We start from the raw sequence: 17,790 nt of genomic DNA, 5'->3' as shown, positions 1-17,790 counted from the left end.
CCACAGCCCTTAGACTGCACTCAGTGATCGACGGCAGGCGCTGATCCGCCAGAAGGCGGAACGCGCTCGACCACGCCGTCGCGTCTCGACAGGAGGGACGAGGTGGACGAGACCCTGGCCCGCGCGGGCATCTTCCAGGGGGTTGAACCGGCGGCAGCGGAGGCACTGGCGCAGACGCTGGAGTCCGTTGAATTCCCGCGCGGCCACGTGATCTTCGCGGAGGGCGAACCGGGCGACCGGCTTTACATCATCCAATCCGGAAAGGTGAAGATCGGGCGCAAGTCGCCGGACGGTCGGGAGAACCTGCTCGGGATCTTCGGACCGTCGGACATGTTCGGCGAGCTGTCGATCTTCGACCCCGGTCCGCGCACGTCCACCGCGACGACGGTGACCGAGGTGCGTGCGGTCAGCATGGACCGCCCGGCGCTGCGGCAGTGGATCTCGAACCGGCCGGAGATCGCGGAGCAGCTGCTCCGCGCGCTGGCGCGCAGGCTGCGCCGGACGAACTCCATGCTGGCCGACCTGATCTTCACGGACGTGCCCGGCCGCGTGGCGAAGGCGCTGCTCCAGCTCGCCCAGCGGTTCGGCAGCCAGGAGGCGGGGCTGCTGCGGGTGACGCACGACCTGACGCAGGAGGAGATCGCCCAGTTCGTGGGCGCCTCGCGCGAGACGGTCAACAAGGCCCTGGCGGACTTCGCCCACCGGGGTTGGCTGCGCCTGGAGGGCAAGAGCGTGCTGATCCTGGACCCGGAGCGGCTCGCGCGCCGAGCCCGGTAGTCAGCGCGCCCCGGTGTCGGCGGGGTTCTCGGAAAACGACCCGCGTCGGGGCCGACCCCGCAGCGGAGCACTCCCGAGGTGAGGCGCGCCCCGCTTCCGACCGCGGCGGACCAGGTGTCCGCGTGGCGGGAAGCGGGGCGCTCCGCCGGTCGACGCGGGTGCGCGGACGGTTCGTGCGCCGCACGGACGGGTGAACACGATCAGCTCGACGGCGGCCTGCCGGTGGTTCCGACCACCAGGAGGCGGCCGTCGTGCTCGTCGTGGGGCCTTTCCGGACCGCGCGCGGTCGCCGGGCGCGGTGGGGGCGAGGACGACCGGAGCGGGAACGGGGACAGCGGAGCCGGGCGCCGCCCCCGACGCGGCGCTCCGACCCCGCTGCTCTCGCGGCCCATCCCCCGACAGACCGCGTCTCCGCTTCCGGCGCCCGCAGGCCCCGACCCTCGTGGCACCGGACTGGAGTACCTGGGTACCCGCGGGTCCGGCCTGCTGAAACCGGGTTCGCGCGGGTTCGTGCGCACACCATCGCACGCCCCCCACCCCGCGCCTCAAGGGCGTTCACCCTCGGGGAATGCCGGTTCAGCCCCTCCACCTCGCGTTTTCACCCGTTCATCGCAGCGGTGCGCCCGGATCGGGTCCGGCGCCCCCGATCGGTGCGCCGTTCGGGTCCGCTGGACGGGGCGAACGGGAGAACAGCAGGCAAAAAATTGGTACTCGCGTACCAGGTCTGCATACTGGCACGCATGTCCCACTCCGCCCGGCTCTCCGACTACCGCGCCGCCCTCACCACGCCCGCGATGCGCGGCCCCGTCGTCGCGGGCCTGTTCGCCAGGCTGCCGATCGCGATGATCGGCTTCGCGCTGCTGCTCTACGTCCAGCGGGCCAGCGGCTCCTACGGCACGGCGGGGCTGGTGTCGGCCTCGGCGCTGATCGGCGTCGCGCTGGGCGCGATCGCGCAGGGCAGGCTGATGGACCGGTTCGGGCCGAGCAGGCCGCTGCTGGCCGTCACCGCGCTGTTCGCGCTGGCCGCGACCGGCGCGGTCGTGGCCGTGGAGAGCGGCGTGGCCGTGGTGGTGCTGGCGCCGCTGGCGTTCGCGGTCGGGTTCACCGAGCCGATGGCCGGGTCGGCGTCGCGGGCGCTGTGGACGAGCATCGTGCCCGCCGGGCCGCTGCGCGACGCGGGCATCGCCTACGAGGCGATCAGCATGGAGGTCTTCTTCATCCTCGGGCCGGGGCTGGCGGGCGTGCTGGTCACGGCGGCCTGGCCGGGCACCGGGTTCGTGGTGGGCGCGGCGATGATGGTGGTCGGCGCGCTGTGGTTCGCCTGCACGCCGACCGTGCGCGGGCGGCGGCCGGAGCCCGTCCAGGGCGGCGGTCCGCTCGGCGCGCTGGCCTCGCCGGGGATGCGGACCGTGGCGCTCGCGGCGCTCGGGTTCGGGCTGTCGATCGGGTTCATCGAGGTGGCGGTGCCCGCGGCGGCCGACGCGGCCGGGCACAAGGGGGTCGGCGGGCTGCTGCTGAGCCTGTGGTCGGTCAGCTCGGTGCTGTTCGGGGTGCTGTACTCGCTGCGCCCGCTGCCGCGCCCCATGCACCTGCGGCTGCCGGTGCTGCTGGGCGGGTTCTCGCTGCTCGCGGCGCTGCTGGCGATCCCGACGACGCTCGTGGGGCTCGCGGTGGCGCTGTTCGTGGTCGGGTCGCTGATCACCCCGCAGTCCACCGCGCACTCGGCGGCGATCGAGCAGGTCGCGCCCGAGGGCACAGCGGCCGAGGCGTTCGGGTGGGTGGTCACGGCGGTGACGCTGGGACTGGCGGCCGGGCAGGGGCTCGCCGGGCAGATCGTGGAGGCCCGTGGGACGTCCACGGCGTTCCTGGCGGCTGCCGCGTCCGGGTTGGCGGTCGCGGTGGTGGTGTGGTTGCTGCGCGGGACGGTCGCGGCGGGCGCGCCCGGCGTTCCGGCGGGCGCCGCTGTCCCCCAGGAGGAGGAAGCGGGGCTCGTCGGGCGCTGAACCCGGCCGGAACTGTCAGGGGTGCTCGCTAGCTTCCGGGGATGGACCTCACCGCCACCACCTCGGAACTGGCCTCCGCCGTCGCCGACGTCGCCCGCCTGCTGCCCGGCCGCGTGCTCGACCCCGTGCTGGCGGGCGTCGTGCTGCGGGCCGGGCCGGGCGGGGTGGAGCTGTCGGGCAGCGACCGGGAGCGGTCGCTGCGGCTGAGCCGGGCGGCCACCACGCACTCCGAGGGGGCCGCGCTGGTGCCCGCGAAGCCGCTGGCCGAGACGCTGCGGGCGCTGGAGTCCCCGCAGGTGCGGCTGGTGGTGGAGGGGTCGCGGCTGGCCGTGCGCACGGGGGCGGCGCGGTTCGCGCTGCCGCTGCTGGAGCTGGGGGACCACCCAGGGGTTCCGGAGCTGCCGCCGGTGGCCGGTTCCGCGCCCGCCGGGGCGTTCGCCTCGGCGCTGGCGGCGGTGGCCACGGCGGCGTCCAAGGACGACGCGCTGCCGGTGTTCACGGGCGTGCGGGTGCACGCGGCCGGGGACCGGCTGGAGCTGATCACCTCGGACCGGTACCGGCTGGGGTTCGCGTCGGTGCCGTGGGCGGGCGGGGCGCTGGACGCGCTGGCCCCGGCCGTGCAGCTGGCCGAGGTGGCGAAGCAGGCCGCGCGGGACGAGCGGGTGGAGCTGCGCGCCGACGCGGACCGGTTGGCCCTGGCCTGGGGCGGCGGGAGCGCCAGCACGGCGCTGCTGGCCGCGCCGTTCCCGGACGAGCGGGCGCGGAAGCTGCTGGCCGCCGAGGGCGAGTGCACGGTGGTGCTGGAGGCGGACGAGCTGGCCGGGGCGGTGCGCCGGGCCGCGCCGTACTCGGGGGCGCACGGGGCCGTGCAGCTGGCGGCCGAGGACGGGGAGCTGCGGGTGCGGGGCAGCGACCCGCAGGCCGGGGAGTCGAGCGAGTCGGTGAAGGCGTCGGTCAGCGGCGGGCTGCTGACCAGGAGCTTCCAGGTCCGGTACCTGTCGGACGCGCTGCGGGCGTTCGCGGGGCGGCGGGTGGAGCTGCGGGTGCAGTCGGGGCTGCGGTCGACCGTGCTGACGGCCGAGGAGGACACGAGCGGGGTGCGGTTGACGTACCTCGTGGTGCCGCTGCGGACGCCCTGAGCGGGGCGGGCGGCGGAGCCGGGAGGCGGGCACGCCCGTCGCGGTCGGCGACGTGGCGGTCGCGACGTCCGGCAGCACGGTGACCAGCAGCGCGGCGGTTGGCGGCGCGGCGGTTGGCGGCATGGCGGCCAGCGGCACGGCGGTTGGCGGCACGGCGGGCAAGACGGTCATGCGGGTGCTCTACAGCCAACACCCCGGCGGCGCGGGCGAGGTGGCGGAGGTGCTGAAGCGGCTCAAGCCCAGCGGGAACATCCGGGTGGAGGAGGCGGCGATCGGCAAGGCCGGGTTCCGGTACCGGGCGCCGGACACCGCGGCGAAGTTCCACGTCGGTGGCGTGACCACGATCGGCTCGGACGCGCTCGCCGTCGAGATCGGCACCACCGACGACCTGCCCGACGCGGCGTTCGCCGTGCCCGTGCTGGGGCTGGTGGTCACCTTGGGGTTCCTGCCCGGCTAGCGCGCGGGGCGGCGCGTCAGTCGTCGATGGTCATCTTGAGCAGGAACGCGGTGGCGGACATCCCCAGCTCGTCGGGCTGCTGCTCCAGCAGGACCTGGCCGGTGTGCATGTCGCCGTTCACGCCCGCGGCGGCGCCCATGACGAACTTCAGGTCCTTGAAGTTCGACTGGCCCGAGTAGCCCGGCAGGCTCATCACGTCATAGGCGCTCACCTTGCCGGGGTTCTGGTCGAGCTGGAACTTGACGTAGCCCTGCATGTCCAGGGCGCCCTGGTAGACGGTCACCACGATCGCCATGACGACCTTGCCGTCGACCTTGAACTGGCCCTCCTGGGTGGGGTAGCCGGCCTTGTTGAGCTCGGTCGGCTCCTGCGCGCAGGTCGCCTCGCCCGGCTTGCCGACCATTTGGGGCACCAGCGTCGGCATCAGGTCCGCGGGCACCCGGCCGCAGACGTCGATCTCGGTGAGCGCGGCGTTCGACGCGCTGGGCTTGCCGGACGCGCTCGGCTTGGCGGAGGTGCTGGGCTTCGCCGAGGTGCTCGCGGGGGCGCTCGCGCCCGGCGCGGCCACCGGCCTGCCCGGTTCCAGCGTCGTGCACCCGGCGAGCGCCAGCGTCGTGGCGGTGAGCGCGGTGAGCAGTGCGCGCTTGTTCGTCATGGTGATCCCCCCTGCGTCGGCGGCAGGACGGTACCCAGCGCGGTGCGGGTGACGTGGGGGAACGGCGGAATCCGGCGAGTGGGCTGGCCCACGGGCCAGGCTCGGCGGCGGAGCGGCTCAGCGGCGCAGGTGCTCCAGCTGGGCGCGCACCGACCACTCCGCCGCGGGCCACAGGGCGCGGTCCACGTCCGCGTAGACCGACTCCACCACCTGCCGCGCCGTCGCGTCCGGGCCGAGGGCCTCCAGCGCCGCCGCGACCTGGGCCAGGCGCTGCTCGCGGTGCGCCAGGTAGCGCCGGGCCGCCTCCGCCGCGTCGGGCAGCTCGGGGCCGTGGCCGGGGAGCACGGTGGTGCCCGGCGGCAGGTCCGCCAGCACGCGCAGCGACTCCAGGTAGTCCCCCAGCCGCCCGTCCGGGTGAGCCACGATGGTGGTGCCCCGGCCGAGGATCGTGTCGCCGGTCAGCACGGCGCCGCCGACGAGGAAGCACAGCGAGTCCGAGGTGTGGCCCGGCGTGCCCACCACCCGGATCTCCAGGCCGGCCGCCGCCACGACGTCGCCGTGCGCCAGGCCCTCGCCGCCCAGGCGCAGCGCCGGGTCCAGCGCCCGCACCGGGGCGCCGACGCGCTCGCCGAACTCGCGCGCGCCCTCCGCGTGGTCCGGGTGGCCGTGCGTGAGCAGCACCTGCGCCACCGGGCCGAAGCCCGCCGCGCGCGCCAGGTGCGCCTCGTCGCTCGGGCCGGGGTCGACCACGACGCAGGACTCCTCGCCCGGCGCGCGCAGCACCCACGTGTTCGTGCCGTCCAGGGTCATCACGGACGGGTTGTCCGCCAGCAGGACCGCCGCCTCCGGCGTGACCGGCCGCAGGACCCCGTACGCGGGGTGCTCGAACCGCTCCCCCTCGGCGGGCCGCCCGCTCACGGCAGCACCACCCGCACCACGTCGCCGTCCCGCACCAGCTTCGGGATCACCCGGTCCACCTCCCGCTCCACGGCCAGCGCCTCGGCCACCGACCCCAGCTCGGCCAGGTCCGCCAGCGCCACCCAGGTGGGCGGCAGCAGGAGCCTGCGGCCCTCCTCCCAGTCGGCGATCGCCTCGGACGGCCGCTGCCACACCGCGTCGGACGCCTCGCTGGTCACCCCGTCCGCCAGCTGGCCATCGGGCAGGGCGGCGGTGAAGAACCGGGTGTCGTAGCGGCGCGGCTCCTCCACCGGGGTCACCCAGTTCGCCCACGGCCGCAGCAGGTCGGCGCGCAGCACCAGGCGCGCCCCGGCCAGGAACGCCGCCAGGGACAGCTCCCTGCGCTCCAGCGCCCGCCGCTCGGCGAAGTACGCGCTCGCGTCCGCGACGACCTCCGAGGCCGACGGACCGGCCAGCAGCACCCCGGACTCCTCGAAGGTCTCCCGCACGGCCGCGCACACCAGCGCGCGGGCCACCTCCTCCCCGCACCCGAAGCGCCCGGCCCACCACGACGGCGGCGGCCCGGCCCACTCCACGGAGGTGTCCGCGTCGCGCGGGTCGACCCCGCCGCCGGGGAACACCGTCATGCCGCCCGCGAAGGCCATGCCGAGCACCCTGCGCTGCAGGAACACCTCCAGCCCGCGCTCGCCGTCGCGGACCAGCAGCACCGACGCCGCGTCCCTGGTGGGGGCGGGCGGGTCCGGCGTGGTCGCGGGGAGCGCGCCGGGGGGCAGGACGAGTTCCTCGGGGAGTTCTCGCACGACCGCGAGCGTACGGCCGATCACGCCCCGCGACACCGGGCAGGATGGGAATCGTGGAGATGAAGGGGAAAGGCTGTCTGGTCAACCTCGCCGTGCTGCTCGCGGGCGCCTTCGGCGGGGTGGCGCTGACCGCGGTGACGGGCGTGCTGCTGTTCATGCCCTCCACCAGCGTGATCAGCAGCGAGCCGAGCGACGGGAACCGGCCGGGGGTCTACGTGAAGGAGAGCACCCGGTTCTTCGGCGGCACCACGCACGAGGTGTGGCTGGGCTGCGTGGAGCGGGCGCACGTGGTCGAGCTTCCCCCCGGGTGGGAGCCGAACCCCGCGGTCGAGTACACCGAGGCCGGGCTCGACCTGGTCTTCCCGGACGGGGGCCGGATCTCGGTGCCCGAGGCCAAGTACGCCGGGGACTACTGCTAGCGGGAGGTCTGGTGACGGTGGTGGCTGAACGACTGCGGGTGGGGCTGGTCGGCGCGGGTCCGTGGGCGCGGGCGGTGCACGCGCCGGGGCTGGCCGCGCACCCCGGCGTGGAGCTGGTGTCGGTGTGGGGGCGGCGGCACGACGTGGCCGCCGGGCTCGCCGCCGAGCACGGCGCGGCGGCCGTGCGCGAGGTGGACGAGCTGCTGGAGCAGGTGGACGCGGTGGCGTTCGCGGTGCCGCCGGGGGTGCAGGCGCCGATCGCGGTCACGGCGGCCCGGAGGGGCAGGCACCTGGTGCTGGAGAAGCCGGTCGCCGAGTCGGTGGCGGGCGCGCGGGAGCTGGTGGACGCGGTCGACGAGGCCGGGGTGGCCGCGCTGGTGATGCTGACCAGGCGGTTCGCGCCGGAGACGCGGGAGCAGCTCGTGGACTGGCGGGACCTGGGCGGCTGGACCGGCGGCGCGGCGCGCTGGGTCGGCGGCGGGCTGCTGGGCGGGCCGTACTCGGCCTCGCCGTGGCGGCACGAGCGGGGCGCGCTGGACGACGTCGGGCCGCACGCGTTCGACCTGCTGGACGCGGCGCTGGGCCGGATCACCGGGGTGCGGGCGGCGAGCTGCGCGGGTGGGCTGTGGCAGGTGCTGCTGGAGCACGAGTCGGGTGCGGTGAGCAGCGCGGCGCTGGGCATGTCGGTGCCGGTGTCGCCGGGCGTGGCCGAGCTGGAGGTGTTCGGCGCGCACGGCAGGCGGGTGCTGGCGGGGCGCGGCTCGACGGCGCGGGACTGCTACGCGGTGCTGCTGGACGACCTGGTCGGCGCGGTGGCGTCGGGCGCGGTGCGGCACCCGTGCGACGTGCGCAGGGGGCTGCACCTGCAGCGGGTGATCGCCGAGGTGAGGGCGCTGGCGTGAGCGCGGTGGACGGGTTGGCCCGGTACGCGGCGGGTCTGGCCTGCGCGGCGCGGGGCGCGTGGCGGGAGGCCGAGGCGCACCACGCGGGCGCGCTGGCGGCGTGGGGGCGGGACGGGCGGGCGGCGGCGGTGGACCGGGGCCTGGTCGAGCGGGCGCGGGACGGGGCGGACGCCTGCGCGACCGCCGCCGAGGTCGCCGTCGAGCTGCACCGGCTGGTGCCCGCCGCGCACCGGCGCGGGGCGGCGCTGCTGGCCGCGTCGGGGGCCCGGTCGCCGCACGTGCGGGTGCTGGCCGACCTGGCGAGCCTGCTGGCGCGCGGTCCGGCGCCGCTGGGGGTGGTGCGCGCGCTGCACCGCCGCACGCCGGGCCTGGCCGCCGCGCTGACCGACCGGGAGTGGCTGGTGGTGGGTGGGAGCGTGCGGGCGACGCCGAGGTGCGCGGAGTTCCTGCGCGCGGTCAACGCGGCGCACGCCGAGGCGGTGGAGCGGTTGTGGCCGGACCCGCCGGTGGTCGAGCTGGTGGTGGAGCACCCGATGGCCGCCGCGCGCACCGGGCCGTCGCCGCAGGCCAGGCTGTTCGACCTGCTGAGGGCGCTGCGCTACCAGCGCGCGGACGCGCACCACACAGCCGCGCACTACACAGCCGCGCACCACACAGCCGCGCACCAGGCGGCGGGAGCGGAGCACCGCTCGACGAGCGAGGACGAGCGGGTGACGGACCTGGCCGCGTCGGCGCCCTACCGGCGGATCGACCGGGCGCGCAGGGCCGCGCTGGTGACCGACCTCCGGGGCCTGGCTGACTAGGCCCCGGAGGCGCGGGTCAGGAGAACTTGCCGTTGTTGGGCTTGGGCACGCCGTTGACGTACTCCGCCCCACCCGGCCAGGTCTGCTGCTCCCGCTGGGCCAGTTCCTCGTGCAGCTGCTGGAGCAGGGCCCGCTCGCGGTCGCTCAGCTTGGCGTCCACGGTCGGCGGCAGGTTGACCGAGGCGGGCGCCTGCCCGTCGGCCAGCGCCGCCTGGAGCGCCGCCAGGTCCTCCGGGTTGAGCTCCATCGTCACCTCGGCGCGCGAGAACGGCGAGTCCTCGGGCAGGGCGGGCGGTGGGGCGACCGGGGGCGCCACCGGGACCACCGGAGGTGGCGCGGGCGCCGCCTTCGGGGCGGGCGGGGGCGCCACCGGCGGTGGAGGCGGGGGCGGCGGCGGGGTCTGCTGCTCGGGAGCGGCGGGCGGGGCCGGTTCCCCCTTCTGGGCCTGGTCGCGCGCGGCGGTGCGCTTGACCGGCTTCGGGGGGAACGGCTGGATCGCCTCGAACGCCTCGTCGCGGCCACGTCGGGACTTGGTCGAGCCGTTCTGGTTGTCGTCGGCAGGCACCGGTTCCGGCTCGATGACCGGTGCCTTGTCCCGGACCTCGCCGTCGAACCAGGCGGCGTTGTCCGGCGCCTCGCCCTTGGCGCCGAGCGGCGCCGAGGGGAAGTAGACCTCGCGCGAGGACGACGACGCCGCGGCGTGGTACTCGTTCATCGGCTTGCCGACGATGAGCACCTCCACCGAGGCCCGGATGCCCGCCTTCCGCAGCACCGTGTCGAGCCGGTACGCGGTGGCGGTCGGGAAGCCCTTGGGGCCGATGTCCACCAGGACCACGCGCTGCGGCAGCGGCCCCGGTGTCGCGCCCGCCGGGCTGGAGCGCCACGTGCAGCGCACCGAGCGCACGTCGGGCAGCGCCGACGCGGTCCGGCCGAGCACGTCGGCCAGGTCCTTCGTCGGGTCCGATTCGGACGTGAACCGGTGCCGGACGTGCGGCAGCGTCTCCACGGCCAGCAACCGGTCGGCCAGCAGCGGGTCCGAGCGGACCTCGCCCAGCAGCGCGCCCAGCTCCTCGCGCTCCTCGGCCCTGACCGGGATGCGCCCGGCGATCAGGCAGCCGACCACGTGGTCGACCGCGCGGTCCAGCTCCGAGACCGCCAGCATCTCCCGCGCCTGGGCGAGCGCGTCGTCGTCAACGCGGCCCGCCAGCGCCAACAGGAGGTCGTGCAGGCGGACGGGCAGTCCCGTTCCGTCTTGCGCCACGCCTGTTCTCCTTCCGGCCCGCTCCGCAGCGGCGACCATCAGACGGTCACCAGGTGTCCCTCGTCCTCGGCGCCGGTGCACACCAGCTCCGAGGACGCCAACGCCGCCCGGTGGTAGGGCGGCGGTTCGAGCCCGGCGGGCAGGACCTCCACGCAGGGGTCGTGCTCGCCGAGCGCCCGCAGCACGCGCTGCAGCTCGCCCGCGAGGCGCGCGCAGCCGGACGTGGCGGTGACCAGGATGACCCGGTTGGTCCTCCCGTTCCTGCCGCCGACCTGGCGCCAGGAGGAGCGGACCTCGCCGACCCCCGGCCTGCCGCGCAGGGTCGCGCCGAGCACGACCGTCGCCGAGTCGCCCATCGCCGCCCGGTCGGGCGACTCCGGGGTGAAGGCGAAGTCGGTCTCGGGCAGCTCGTCCAGGGCCCGGATGGAGCTCGTGGCCGCGCGGTCCGCGCCGTGCGGCACCAGGGCGCTCTCCAGCAGCCGCTGCTCGTGGTCGGTCAGGCCGACCCGGTCGTGCAGCAGGGTGCGGGGCAGCGTGCGGGCCAGGACGGACACGGCGTCGGTCGCGGCCCAGTCCCGGAACCGCCACATGACGTCGTCGGGGAGCCTCCCCGACAACCTCAGCAGCAGCTCGTGCAGCGTGTCCGACATCTCACTCCCGGATCTCGACGACCAGCTCGACCTCGACGGGGGCGCCCAGCGGCAGCTCGGCCACCCCGACCGCGGACCTGGCGTGCGCGCCCGCGTCGCCGAAGACCTCGCCGAGGAACTCGGAGGCGCCGTTGACGACGGCGGGCTGCCCGGTGAAGCCGTCGGCGGAGGCGACGAAGCCGACCACCTTGACGACGCGGGCCACCGAGTCGACGCCGACGAGGGCGTGCACGGCGGCGAGCGCGTTGAGCGCGCAGGTCCGGGCGTGGGCCTTGGCCTCCTCGGGGCTCACCTCGGCGCCGACCTTGCCGGTGGCGGCGAGGGCGCCGCCGACGAACGGCAGCTGGCCGGAGGTGAACACGAGCGAGCCGGTGCGCACGGCGGGCACGTAGGCGGCCACCGGGGCGGCCACCTCCGGCAGCTCGACGCCCAGCTCGGCGAGGCGGTCGGTCCAGGTCACGACTTGGGCCGCTTCAGGTAGGCGACGTGCTGCTCGCCGGTCGGGCCCGTCAGCACGCTGACCAGCTCCCAGCCGTCCTCGCCCCACTGGTCAAGGATCTGCTTGGTGGCGTGGGTCAACAGGGGAACTGTGGCGTACTCCCACTTCTGCATGACGGGAGCCTAGCCGCCGCGGCGGTCCCGGCGCGCCCGAGACCGGGGGTCGGCGGCGGGTGGAGCGGGGTGCGGCGGGTGGAGCAGCGGGCGGGCGCGCGGGCGTCAGCGGGCGGTCCGCTGATCGTCCGCGCGGCGGCGCGGCGCGGGGGCGGGCCGGTGACGCGCGGGTTGCGCTGGGGCTTTGCCGTCCGGGTGATCGCGGACCGCGCGCCGCCGGGTGGGCGGGGCGGTGGCGCGGTGATCGGCTCCGGGGTCCGCAGCGGCTTCCCGAACGATCTTCGTTTTGCTCTCGCAACGGCTGCCGGGTCGCGCGTCGCGCCCACCGATCCGCGCGCACCGCCCGCAGGTCGGGCACCGGTGGTGACCGAATCCCGCTGCGGGCGTGCGGTTGGCGCGAACGCGGGACGCCCGTCCGGGGGACGACATGGCTGTCCGGAATGGCGGACCCCGGCTCCCCCGGTCGGACGCGCGCGCCCTCGGCGCTGCCCGACCGTCCGGGTCACGTGCCCCTTCCGCCGTTCCGCAGCCCCCGCGCGCCGGGCTACCTTGATCGGTGTGGAGACCTGGCGGGTCGTGGCCACCGGCGCCTTCATCGTCGGCGGGCTGGTGCTGGTGCTGGTCGGCATGGCGCAGGTGCGCGATCGCGTCAGACGGCGCTCGGAGCGGGACGCCAAGCACGCGCAGGTGCTGCGCGCGGCGCTGGTCGGGCTGGTCGCGGTGGCGGCCGTCGCGCTGCTGATCGCGCTCTGGCTCCCGTCCACGGTGGCCTGGGCGCTGGTCGCCGCGACCGCGCTGGCGATCGTCTTCCTGACCACCGCCGACTGAGCGCCGAAGGCCGACCCCCAGCCGACCACGGGCCGACCGCAGGCCGATCATGGGCCGTCGCCGGCCGACCACGGGCCGACCGCGGGCCGTCGCCGGCCGAGTGCCGATCGGCCGCCGCCGACCAACCCGGTCACCGCCCGACCAGCCCCCGCCGACCGGCCCGGCCACCGCCCCACCGATCGCCGCCGACCGGCCCGGCCACCGCCCGACCGCCCGCCGATCCGCCCCCGCCGACCGGCCCGACCCGCACCCGACCGATCGCCGCAGGCCGACCGGTCCGGGGCGGACGATCACGGGAGTGATCTCGATCGGTGATCGCGCACCGCCCGGCGGAGTGGCGGGGACCGCGCATAGGCTGATCCGGTGACCGGCTGGACCGACGAACTCTCCCGCGCGCGGCTGCACGTCGTGACCGGCAAGGGCGGGACCGGGAAGACCACCGTCGCCGCGGCGCTCGCGCTGGCGCTGGCGACCGGGGGTCGCCGGGTGCTGCTCGTCGAGGTGGAGAACCGCCAGGGCCTCGCCCAGCTGTTCGACCGCCCGCCGCTGCCCTACTCCGAGGAGCGGATCGCGTCCGCGCCGGGCGGCGGGGAGGTGCGGGCGCTCGCGGTGGACCCCGAGGCCGCGCTGCTGGAGTACCTGGCCATGTTCTACAACCTGGGCTTCGCCGGGCGGACGCTGCGCCGGATGGGCGCGATCGAGTTCGCCACCACGCTCGCGCCGGGCCTGCGGGACGTGCTGCTCACCGGCAAGGTCAAGGAGTGCGTGCGCCGGGTCGGCAAGTCCGGCCGCCACGAGTACGACGCCGTGGTGCTGGACGCGCCGCCGACCGGCCGGGTGGTGCGGTTCCTTGACGTGACCCGCGCGATGGCCGACCTGGCGAAGGTCGGGCCGATCAAGGGGCAGAGCGAGGGCGTGGTCGCGCTGCTGCACTCCGGCGACACCGCCGTGCACCTGGTGTCGCTGCTGGAGGAGATGCCGGTGCGCGAGACGCTGGACGCGGTGGCCGAGCTGGACGGCGCTGACCTGCGACCGGGCGCGGTGTTCGTGAACCGGGCGCGCCCGCACCGGCTGCCCCCGGACGCGGTGCTCAAGGCCGCCGAGGGCGGGATCGACCCGGCCGAGCTGCGGGAGGGGTTCGCGGAGGCCGGGCTGGTCGTGCCCGACGAGGACCTGGACGGGCTGGCCGAGCAGACCGCCGACCACGCGCAGCGGGTGCTGGCCGAGGCGCGCGCGAAGGACAAGCTCGCGGAGGCGGACCTGCCGACGCTGGAGCTGCCCGAGCTGACCGGGGGCGTGGACGTGGCCGCCCTCTACGAGCTGGCCGAGTCGCTGGTCGAGCGGGGGGTGCGGTGAACAGGCTGGACGTGGACGCGCTGCTGGACGACCCGGCGACCAGGGTGCTGGTGTGCTGCGGGTCCGGCGGCGTGGGCAAGACCACCACGGCGGCGGCGCTGGCGCTGCGGGCCGCCGAGCGCGGCAGGCGCGCGGTGGTGCTCACCATCGACCCGGCGCGCAGGCTGGCCCAGTCGCTGGGGTTGCGCGAGCTGGACAACTCGCCGAGGCCGGTGGTCGTCGAGGGCTTCGAGCCCGAGGGCGAGCTGCACGCGATGATGCTGGACATGCGCCGCACGTTCGACGACATGGTGCTGGCGCACGCGGGCCGGGAGCGGGCCCAGCAGATCCTGGCCAACCCCTTCTACCAGACGATCTCCACCTCGTTCTCCGGCACGCAGGAGTACATGGCGATGGAGAAGCTGGGCCAGCTCGTGGCGCGCGACGAGTGGGACCTGGTGGTGGTGGACACCCCGCCGAGCCGGTCGGCGCTGGACTTCCTGGACGCGCCGCAGCGGCTGTCGACGGTGCTCGACGGCAAGCTGATCAAGATGCTGTCGGCGCCCGCGCGCGCGGGCGGCCGGGGCATCATGAAGATCGTCGGGACCGGGTTCACCCTGTTCACGAAGGCCGTGTCGACGATCGTCGGCGGCCAGCTGCTCCAGGACGCGTCCACGTTCGTGCAAGCGTTCGACAGCATGTTCGGCGGCTTCCGGCAGCGCGCCCAGGCGACCTACGAGCTGCTGCGCTCACCGGGGACGGAGTTCCTGGTGGTCGCGGCGGCCGAACCGGACGCGCTGCGGGAGGCCAGCTACTTCGTGGAGCGGCTCTCCGCCGAGGAGATGCCGCTGGCCGGGCTGGTGGCGAACCGGACCCACCCGGTGCTGGCCGGTCTGGCCCCGGCGGGAGCCGAGGCCGCCGCGGACCGGCTGGAGGAGCGGGTGGGCGGGCCGTCGCTGGCCTCCGCCGTCCTCCGGGTGCACTCGGACCGGGTCGCCGTCGCGGACCGCGAGAAGCGGCTGCTGGCGCGGTTCACCCGTGCGCACCCCGGTGTTCCCCTGGTCGGGGTTCCCGCCCTGCCAACCGACGTGCACGACCTGGACGGTCTGCGCGAGATCGGCCGCCGGCTGGCGGGCGAGTAGGAAACCCCTGGTCGGCGCGGCGCGATCAGCCCGCTGCCGACTCCTCGTAGTGGTCCGTGCGCGCGGAGTCGAGCAGTTCGAGCCACGACGTCACGTCCGGTCGCCGCTTCAGCAGCGCCCTGCGCTCGCGCTCGGTCATCCCGCCCCACACGCCGAACTCGATCCGGTTGTCCAGCGCTTCGGCGAGGCACTCGGTGCGCACCGGGCAGCCCAGGCACACGACCTTCACCTTGCGCTGTTCGGCCCCCCGGACGAAGAGCTGATCGGGCTCTCCATCACGACACGCCGCCTTGATCCGCCAATCCCCCTGCTGCTGCATATCCCCCACCTCTGGTTCACACAGTGTCCGGTTCGAAATCCGCCACACCCCTGCCGCGGATGCCGTAGGCTCGCCACCGAGTGGCCCGCCGTTGGCTGCTGTCCCTGGACGTTGACGGACTGTAGAGCGTTCCGGTTCCACCTCCAACCCTGGGATGCGCACCTGTTACCTGTCTTGAGTACGAGTACTCATCCCGGGTAATGGTGTTACTTGAGCCTGATCACTCGTTCCGGTCCCGGCTACGCTGATCCACGTGCGAGTCAGGAACAGCGTGCTGAAACTGCTCGGCCTGTGCGTGCTGGCGGGCGTCCTGCTGGCGGGCGCGTTGTTCCCCGCCGTCGGCGCGCTGGGCGTGGTCTCGAACCAGGCGAGCGACACCGTCGACAGCATCTCCTCGGACCTGGTGACGACCGACCCACCGCTGATCACGACGATCACGGACCGGGACGGCGCGCCGATCGCGTACCTGTACGACCAGTACCGGGTGCTGGTCCCCCCGGAGGACATCTCCCCCACGATGAAGGCGGCCCTCGTCTCGGTCGAGGACCGCCGGTTCTACGAGCACCAGGGCGTGGACTGGAAGGGCACGACGCGCGCCGCGCTGACCAACCAGTTCAGCGGATCGGTCACCCAGGGAGCCTCCACACTCACCCAGCAGTACGTGAAAAATTATCTTGTCCACGTCGTCGCACGGAACAACAAGGTCGAACAGCAGAAGGCGCAAGAACAGACGATCGCGCGCAAAATGCGCGAGGCGCGCATCTCGTTGCAACTGGAGCGGAAACTGGGCAAGGAGGAAATCCTCGCCCGCTACTTGAACGTCGTCCCGTTCGGTTCGACGATCTACGGCATCGCCGCCGCCTCGCAGGCCTACTTCAGCACCACCGCGGACAAGTTGACCGTCGCGCAGTCCGCGATGCTGGCCGGGATGGTCAACAGCCCGTCCGCGCTCGATCCCGAGGTGTTCCCGGAGAAGGCGCTGGAACGGCGCAACCAGGTGATCGACAAGATGGTCGAGAACGACAAGCTCTCGCGCGACGCGGCCTTCGAGGCCAAGCGCGAGCCGCTGGGCCTGGCCGAGCCGGTGCGCACCCCGCCCAACGGCTGCGTCGGCGCCGGTCCGGAGAACGGGTTCTTCTGCTCGTACGTCGTGGAGTACCTGGAGCGCAACGGCTTCAGCATCGAGCAGCTGAAGATCGGCGGCTACACGGTGCGCACCACGCTCGACCGCGACATCACCCAGAAGGCCAAGCGCGCGGCCGAGGGGCAGGTCGCCAAGGACACCAGCGGGATCGCCAACACGATGGCGGTCGTGCGGCCGGGCAAGGAGAGCCACGAGGTCGTCGCGCTGGTCGCGAACCGCGACTACGGGCTCAAGGCCGACCAGTTCCAGACCCAGTTCGACCTGCCGAGCGGGGTGGAGAACAAGTTCGGCGCGGGGTCGATCTACAAGGTCTTCACCGCCGCCGCCGCGCTGGAGAAGGGCATGGGGATCGAGAACGTCATCCCCACCCCGACGTTCTACGAGTCGCGCGTGTTCAAGGGCGGCGGGAACCGCTGCCGCAGCACCGGCGAGCCGAACACCCGCTGGTACTGCCTCGGCAACGACTCCGCCACGTACTCCTCGCAGATGCCGCTCCAGCAGGCGTTGCAGACCTCGCCGAACACCGGGTTCGTCATCCTGGAGGAACGGCTCGGGATGGAGCCGGTGGTGGACATGGCCTCGCGGCTGGGGATGCGCGAGACGATGGCCACCAACATCTCCGGAACGCCGCCGGACCCCAGGTCCAAGCAGCGCGAGCTGCGGGTGTCGCAGAGCGAGTTCTACAAGCAGGACGGCGGGAACGCCTCGTTCACGCTCGGCCCGGCGTCGGCGAGCACGCTGGAGCTGGCCAACGTGGCGGCGACCATCATCAGCGGCGGCACCTGGTGCCCGCCGTCGCCGGTGGCCGAGGTGCTGGACCGCGACGGGCAGGCCGTCCCGGTCAACGAGGCCCCGTGCGAGCAGGTGGTCAACGAGCAGCTCGCCAACGGGCTCGCGGTGGGCATGTCCAAGGACGACCAGAACGGGGGCACGGCGGCCGCGGCGGCGCGCGGCGTCAAGTGGACCCGGCCGATGCTGGGCAAGACCGGCACGACCGAGGAGTACAAGTCGGCGGCGTTCATCGGGGCCACGCCCGACTACGCGGGCGCGGTGCAGACCTACAACGACGGTCCCAACCCGCAGCCGATCTGCGTGACCGGCAAGCCGAGGCTGTGCGCGAACGGCAACATCTACGGCGGCACGGTGCCCGCGCGGACCTGGTTCGACACCATGTCGCAGATCCACGAGGGCCTGCCGGTGCAGCAGCTGCCGAAGGTGGAGCCGCGCTACCTCAAGGGCGGCGACGAGATCCGGGTGCCCGACGTGGTGGGCAAGAGCGTCAACGACGCCACCAGGGTGCTCCAGGAGGCCGGGTACAAGGTGGCCCAGCAGAGCCGGAACTCCGCGCAGGCCAAGGGGACCGTGGTGAGCCAGACGCCGCGCGGCAGCGCCCTGCAGGGCACGCTGATCACGCTGCTGGTGAGCACCGGCTACGTGCCGCCGCCCGCGCCGACCCAGCAGCCGACGCAGCAGCCGCCCACCCAGGGGCAGCCGGAGCAGCCCACCCAGCCGACCCAGCCCGGCGGTCAACCGGGCGGGGGGACACCGGGAACGCCGGGTCAGCCGGGCGGACCGACCAGGCCGACCAGACCGACCCGCTGACCCGCTGACCGGGTCAGGCCGACC

Annotated in this window: 19 protein-coding genes; 11 read left to right on the top strand and 8 right to left on the bottom strand. The window is 74.6% G+C overall.

The genetic code is table 11. The features are described 5' to 3' along the window. Positions 1-102: 102 nt before the first annotated feature. The 4 genes from AMIR_RS01295 to AMIR_RS01280 all read left to right on the top strand — a co-directional run bounded on the left by AMIR_RS01295 (position 103) and on the right by AMIR_RS01280 (position 4,376). Positions 103-777, top strand: a complete 675-nt coding sequence (locus AMIR_RS01295) for a Crp/Fnr family transcriptional regulator (RefSeq protein ID WP_012782885.1) — start codon at positions 103-105, stop codon at positions 775-777. Positions 778-1,517: 740 nt separating this feature from the next. After that, positions 1,518-2,780, top strand: coding sequence for an MFS transporter (locus AMIR_RS01290; RefSeq protein WP_041836509.1), 1,263 nt, complete (start codon positions 1,518-1,520; stop codon positions 2,778-2,780). Positions 2,781-2,821: 41 nt separating this feature from the next. Further along, positions 2,822-3,919: a DNA polymerase III subunit beta gene (gene dnaN / locus AMIR_RS01285; RefSeq protein WP_012782883.1), complete on the top strand. Its 1,098-nt coding sequence runs from the start codon at positions 2,822-2,824 to the stop codon at positions 3,917-3,919. Between the two features lie 52 nt (positions 3,920-3,971). Beyond that, a complete protein-coding gene (locus AMIR_RS01280; protein WP_041836508.1) occupies positions 3,972-4,376 on the top strand; it encodes a hypothetical protein in 405 nt (134 codons plus the stop codon). Positions 4,377-4,392: 16 nt separating this feature from the next. On the opposite strand, the gene AMIR_RS01275 is transcribed toward AMIR_RS01280, so the two are convergent. The 3 genes from AMIR_RS01275 to AMIR_RS01265 all read right to left on the bottom strand — a co-directional run bounded on the left by AMIR_RS01275 (position 4,393) and on the right by AMIR_RS01265 (position 6,749). Then, on the bottom strand, positions 4,393-5,031 hold the full coding sequence (locus AMIR_RS01275) for a hypothetical protein (RefSeq protein ID WP_012782881.1): 639 nt from the start codon (positions 5,029-5,031) through the stop codon (positions 4,393-4,395). 117 nt (positions 5,032-5,148) lie between these two features. After that, a complete protein-coding gene (locus tag AMIR_RS01270) occupies positions 5,149-5,949 on the bottom strand; it encodes an MBL fold metallo-hydrolase (RefSeq protein ID WP_012782880.1) in 801 nt (266 codons plus the stop codon). Continuing rightward, the gene (locus tag AMIR_RS01265) at positions 5,946-6,749 is read right to left on the bottom strand and encodes an NUDIX hydrolase (RefSeq protein ID WP_041837257.1); all 804 of its coding nucleotides are present in this window, start codon (positions 6,747-6,749) and stop codon (positions 5,946-5,948) included. Before AMIR_RS01265 ends, AMIR_RS01270 begins: the two co-directional genes overlap by 4 nt. Before the next feature lie 53 nt (positions 6,750-6,802). Between AMIR_RS01265 and AMIR_RS01260 the strand changes: the two genes are divergently transcribed. Genes AMIR_RS01260 through AMIR_RS42545 form a run of 3 tightly spaced genes read left to right on the top strand, consistent with a single transcriptional unit; the run spans position 6,803 to position 8,873 of the window. Further along, complete coding sequence (locus tag AMIR_RS01260; RefSeq protein WP_041836507.1) at positions 6,803-7,168, top strand: hypothetical protein; 366 nt, start codon at positions 6,803-6,805, stop codon at positions 7,166-7,168. A 20-nt stretch (positions 7,169-7,188) separates the two neighbouring features. Further along, positions 7,189-8,070, top strand: coding sequence for a Gfo/Idh/MocA family protein (locus tag AMIR_RS01255; RefSeq protein WP_049797053.1), 882 nt, complete (start codon positions 7,189-7,191; stop codon positions 8,068-8,070). Beyond that, on the top strand, positions 8,067-8,873 hold the full coding sequence (locus tag AMIR_RS42545; protein WP_012782876.1) for a hypothetical protein: 807 nt from the start codon (positions 8,067-8,069) through the stop codon (positions 8,871-8,873). The genes AMIR_RS01255 and AMIR_RS42545 overlap by 4 nt, the downstream gene beginning before the upstream one ends. A 16-nt stretch (positions 8,874-8,889) precedes the next feature. Here the strand turns inward: AMIR_RS42545 and AMIR_RS39875 are convergent, their stop codons facing one another. From AMIR_RS39875 to sp36, 4 genes are read right to left on the bottom strand one after another with little or no spacing between them, the layout of a single operon-like run. Then, entirely contained in the window at positions 8,890-10,134 is a 1,245-nt protein-coding gene (locus AMIR_RS39875) for a hypothetical protein (RefSeq protein ID WP_012782875.1), read from the bottom strand. 38 nt (positions 10,135-10,172) lie between these two features. Then, positions 10,173-10,784: a hypothetical protein gene (locus AMIR_RS01240; RefSeq protein ID WP_012782874.1), complete on the bottom strand. Its 612-nt coding sequence runs from the start codon at positions 10,782-10,784 to the stop codon at positions 10,173-10,175. A 1-nt stretch (position 10,785) separates the two neighbouring features. Continuing rightward, positions 10,786-11,244, bottom strand: coding sequence for a RidA family protein (locus tag AMIR_RS01235; protein WP_012782873.1), 459 nt, complete (start codon positions 11,242-11,244; stop codon positions 10,786-10,788). Next, positions 11,241-11,396, bottom strand: a complete 156-nt coding sequence (gene sp36 / locus AMIR_RS38020) for a Sp36 family protein (RefSeq protein ID WP_012782872.1) — start codon at positions 11,394-11,396, stop codon at positions 11,241-11,243. Before sp36 ends, AMIR_RS01235 begins: the two co-directional genes overlap by 4 nt. 558 nt (positions 11,397-11,954) lie before the next feature. Between sp36 and AMIR_RS01230 the strand changes: the two genes are divergently transcribed. From AMIR_RS01230 to bagB, 3 genes are all read left to right on the top strand, one after another. Further along, complete coding sequence (locus AMIR_RS01230) at positions 11,955-12,224, top strand: hypothetical protein (RefSeq protein WP_012782871.1); 270 nt, start codon at positions 11,955-11,957, stop codon at positions 12,222-12,224. A 363-nt stretch (positions 12,225-12,587) separates the two neighbouring features. Next, positions 12,588-13,580 (top strand): ATPase BagA, encoded by a 993-nt coding sequence (gene bagA, locus AMIR_RS01225; RefSeq protein WP_012782870.1) that lies wholly within the window; start codon positions 12,588-12,590, stop codon positions 13,578-13,580. Then, entirely contained in the window at positions 13,577-14,701 is a 1,125-nt protein-coding gene (gene bagB, locus AMIR_RS01220; protein WP_012782869.1) for an ATPase BagB, read from the top strand. The genes bagA and bagB overlap by 4 nt, the downstream gene beginning before the upstream one ends. Positions 14,702-14,726: 25 nt before the next feature. Here the strand turns inward: bagB and AMIR_RS01215 are convergent, their stop codons facing one another. Then, positions 14,727-15,020, bottom strand: a complete 294-nt coding sequence (locus tag AMIR_RS01215) for a WhiB family transcriptional regulator (RefSeq protein ID WP_012782868.1) — start codon at positions 15,018-15,020, stop codon at positions 14,727-14,729. 253 nt (positions 15,021-15,273) lie between these two features. Here AMIR_RS01215 and AMIR_RS01210 point away from each other — a divergent pair, with 253 nt between their 5' ends. After that, entirely contained in the window at positions 15,274-17,766 is a 2,493-nt protein-coding gene (locus AMIR_RS01210; protein WP_012782867.1) for a transglycosylase domain-containing protein, read from the top strand. The last annotated feature ends 24 nt before the right edge of the window (positions 17,767-17,790 follow it).

Source organism: Actinosynnema mirum DSM 43827 (assembly GCF_000023245.1).
Lineage (GTDB): Bacteria > Actinomycetota > Actinomycetes > Mycobacteriales > Pseudonocardiaceae > Actinosynnema > Actinosynnema mirum.
Note: the sequence above shows the minus strand (reverse complement) of the source record. Positions and strands in the feature narration are given on the sequence as shown.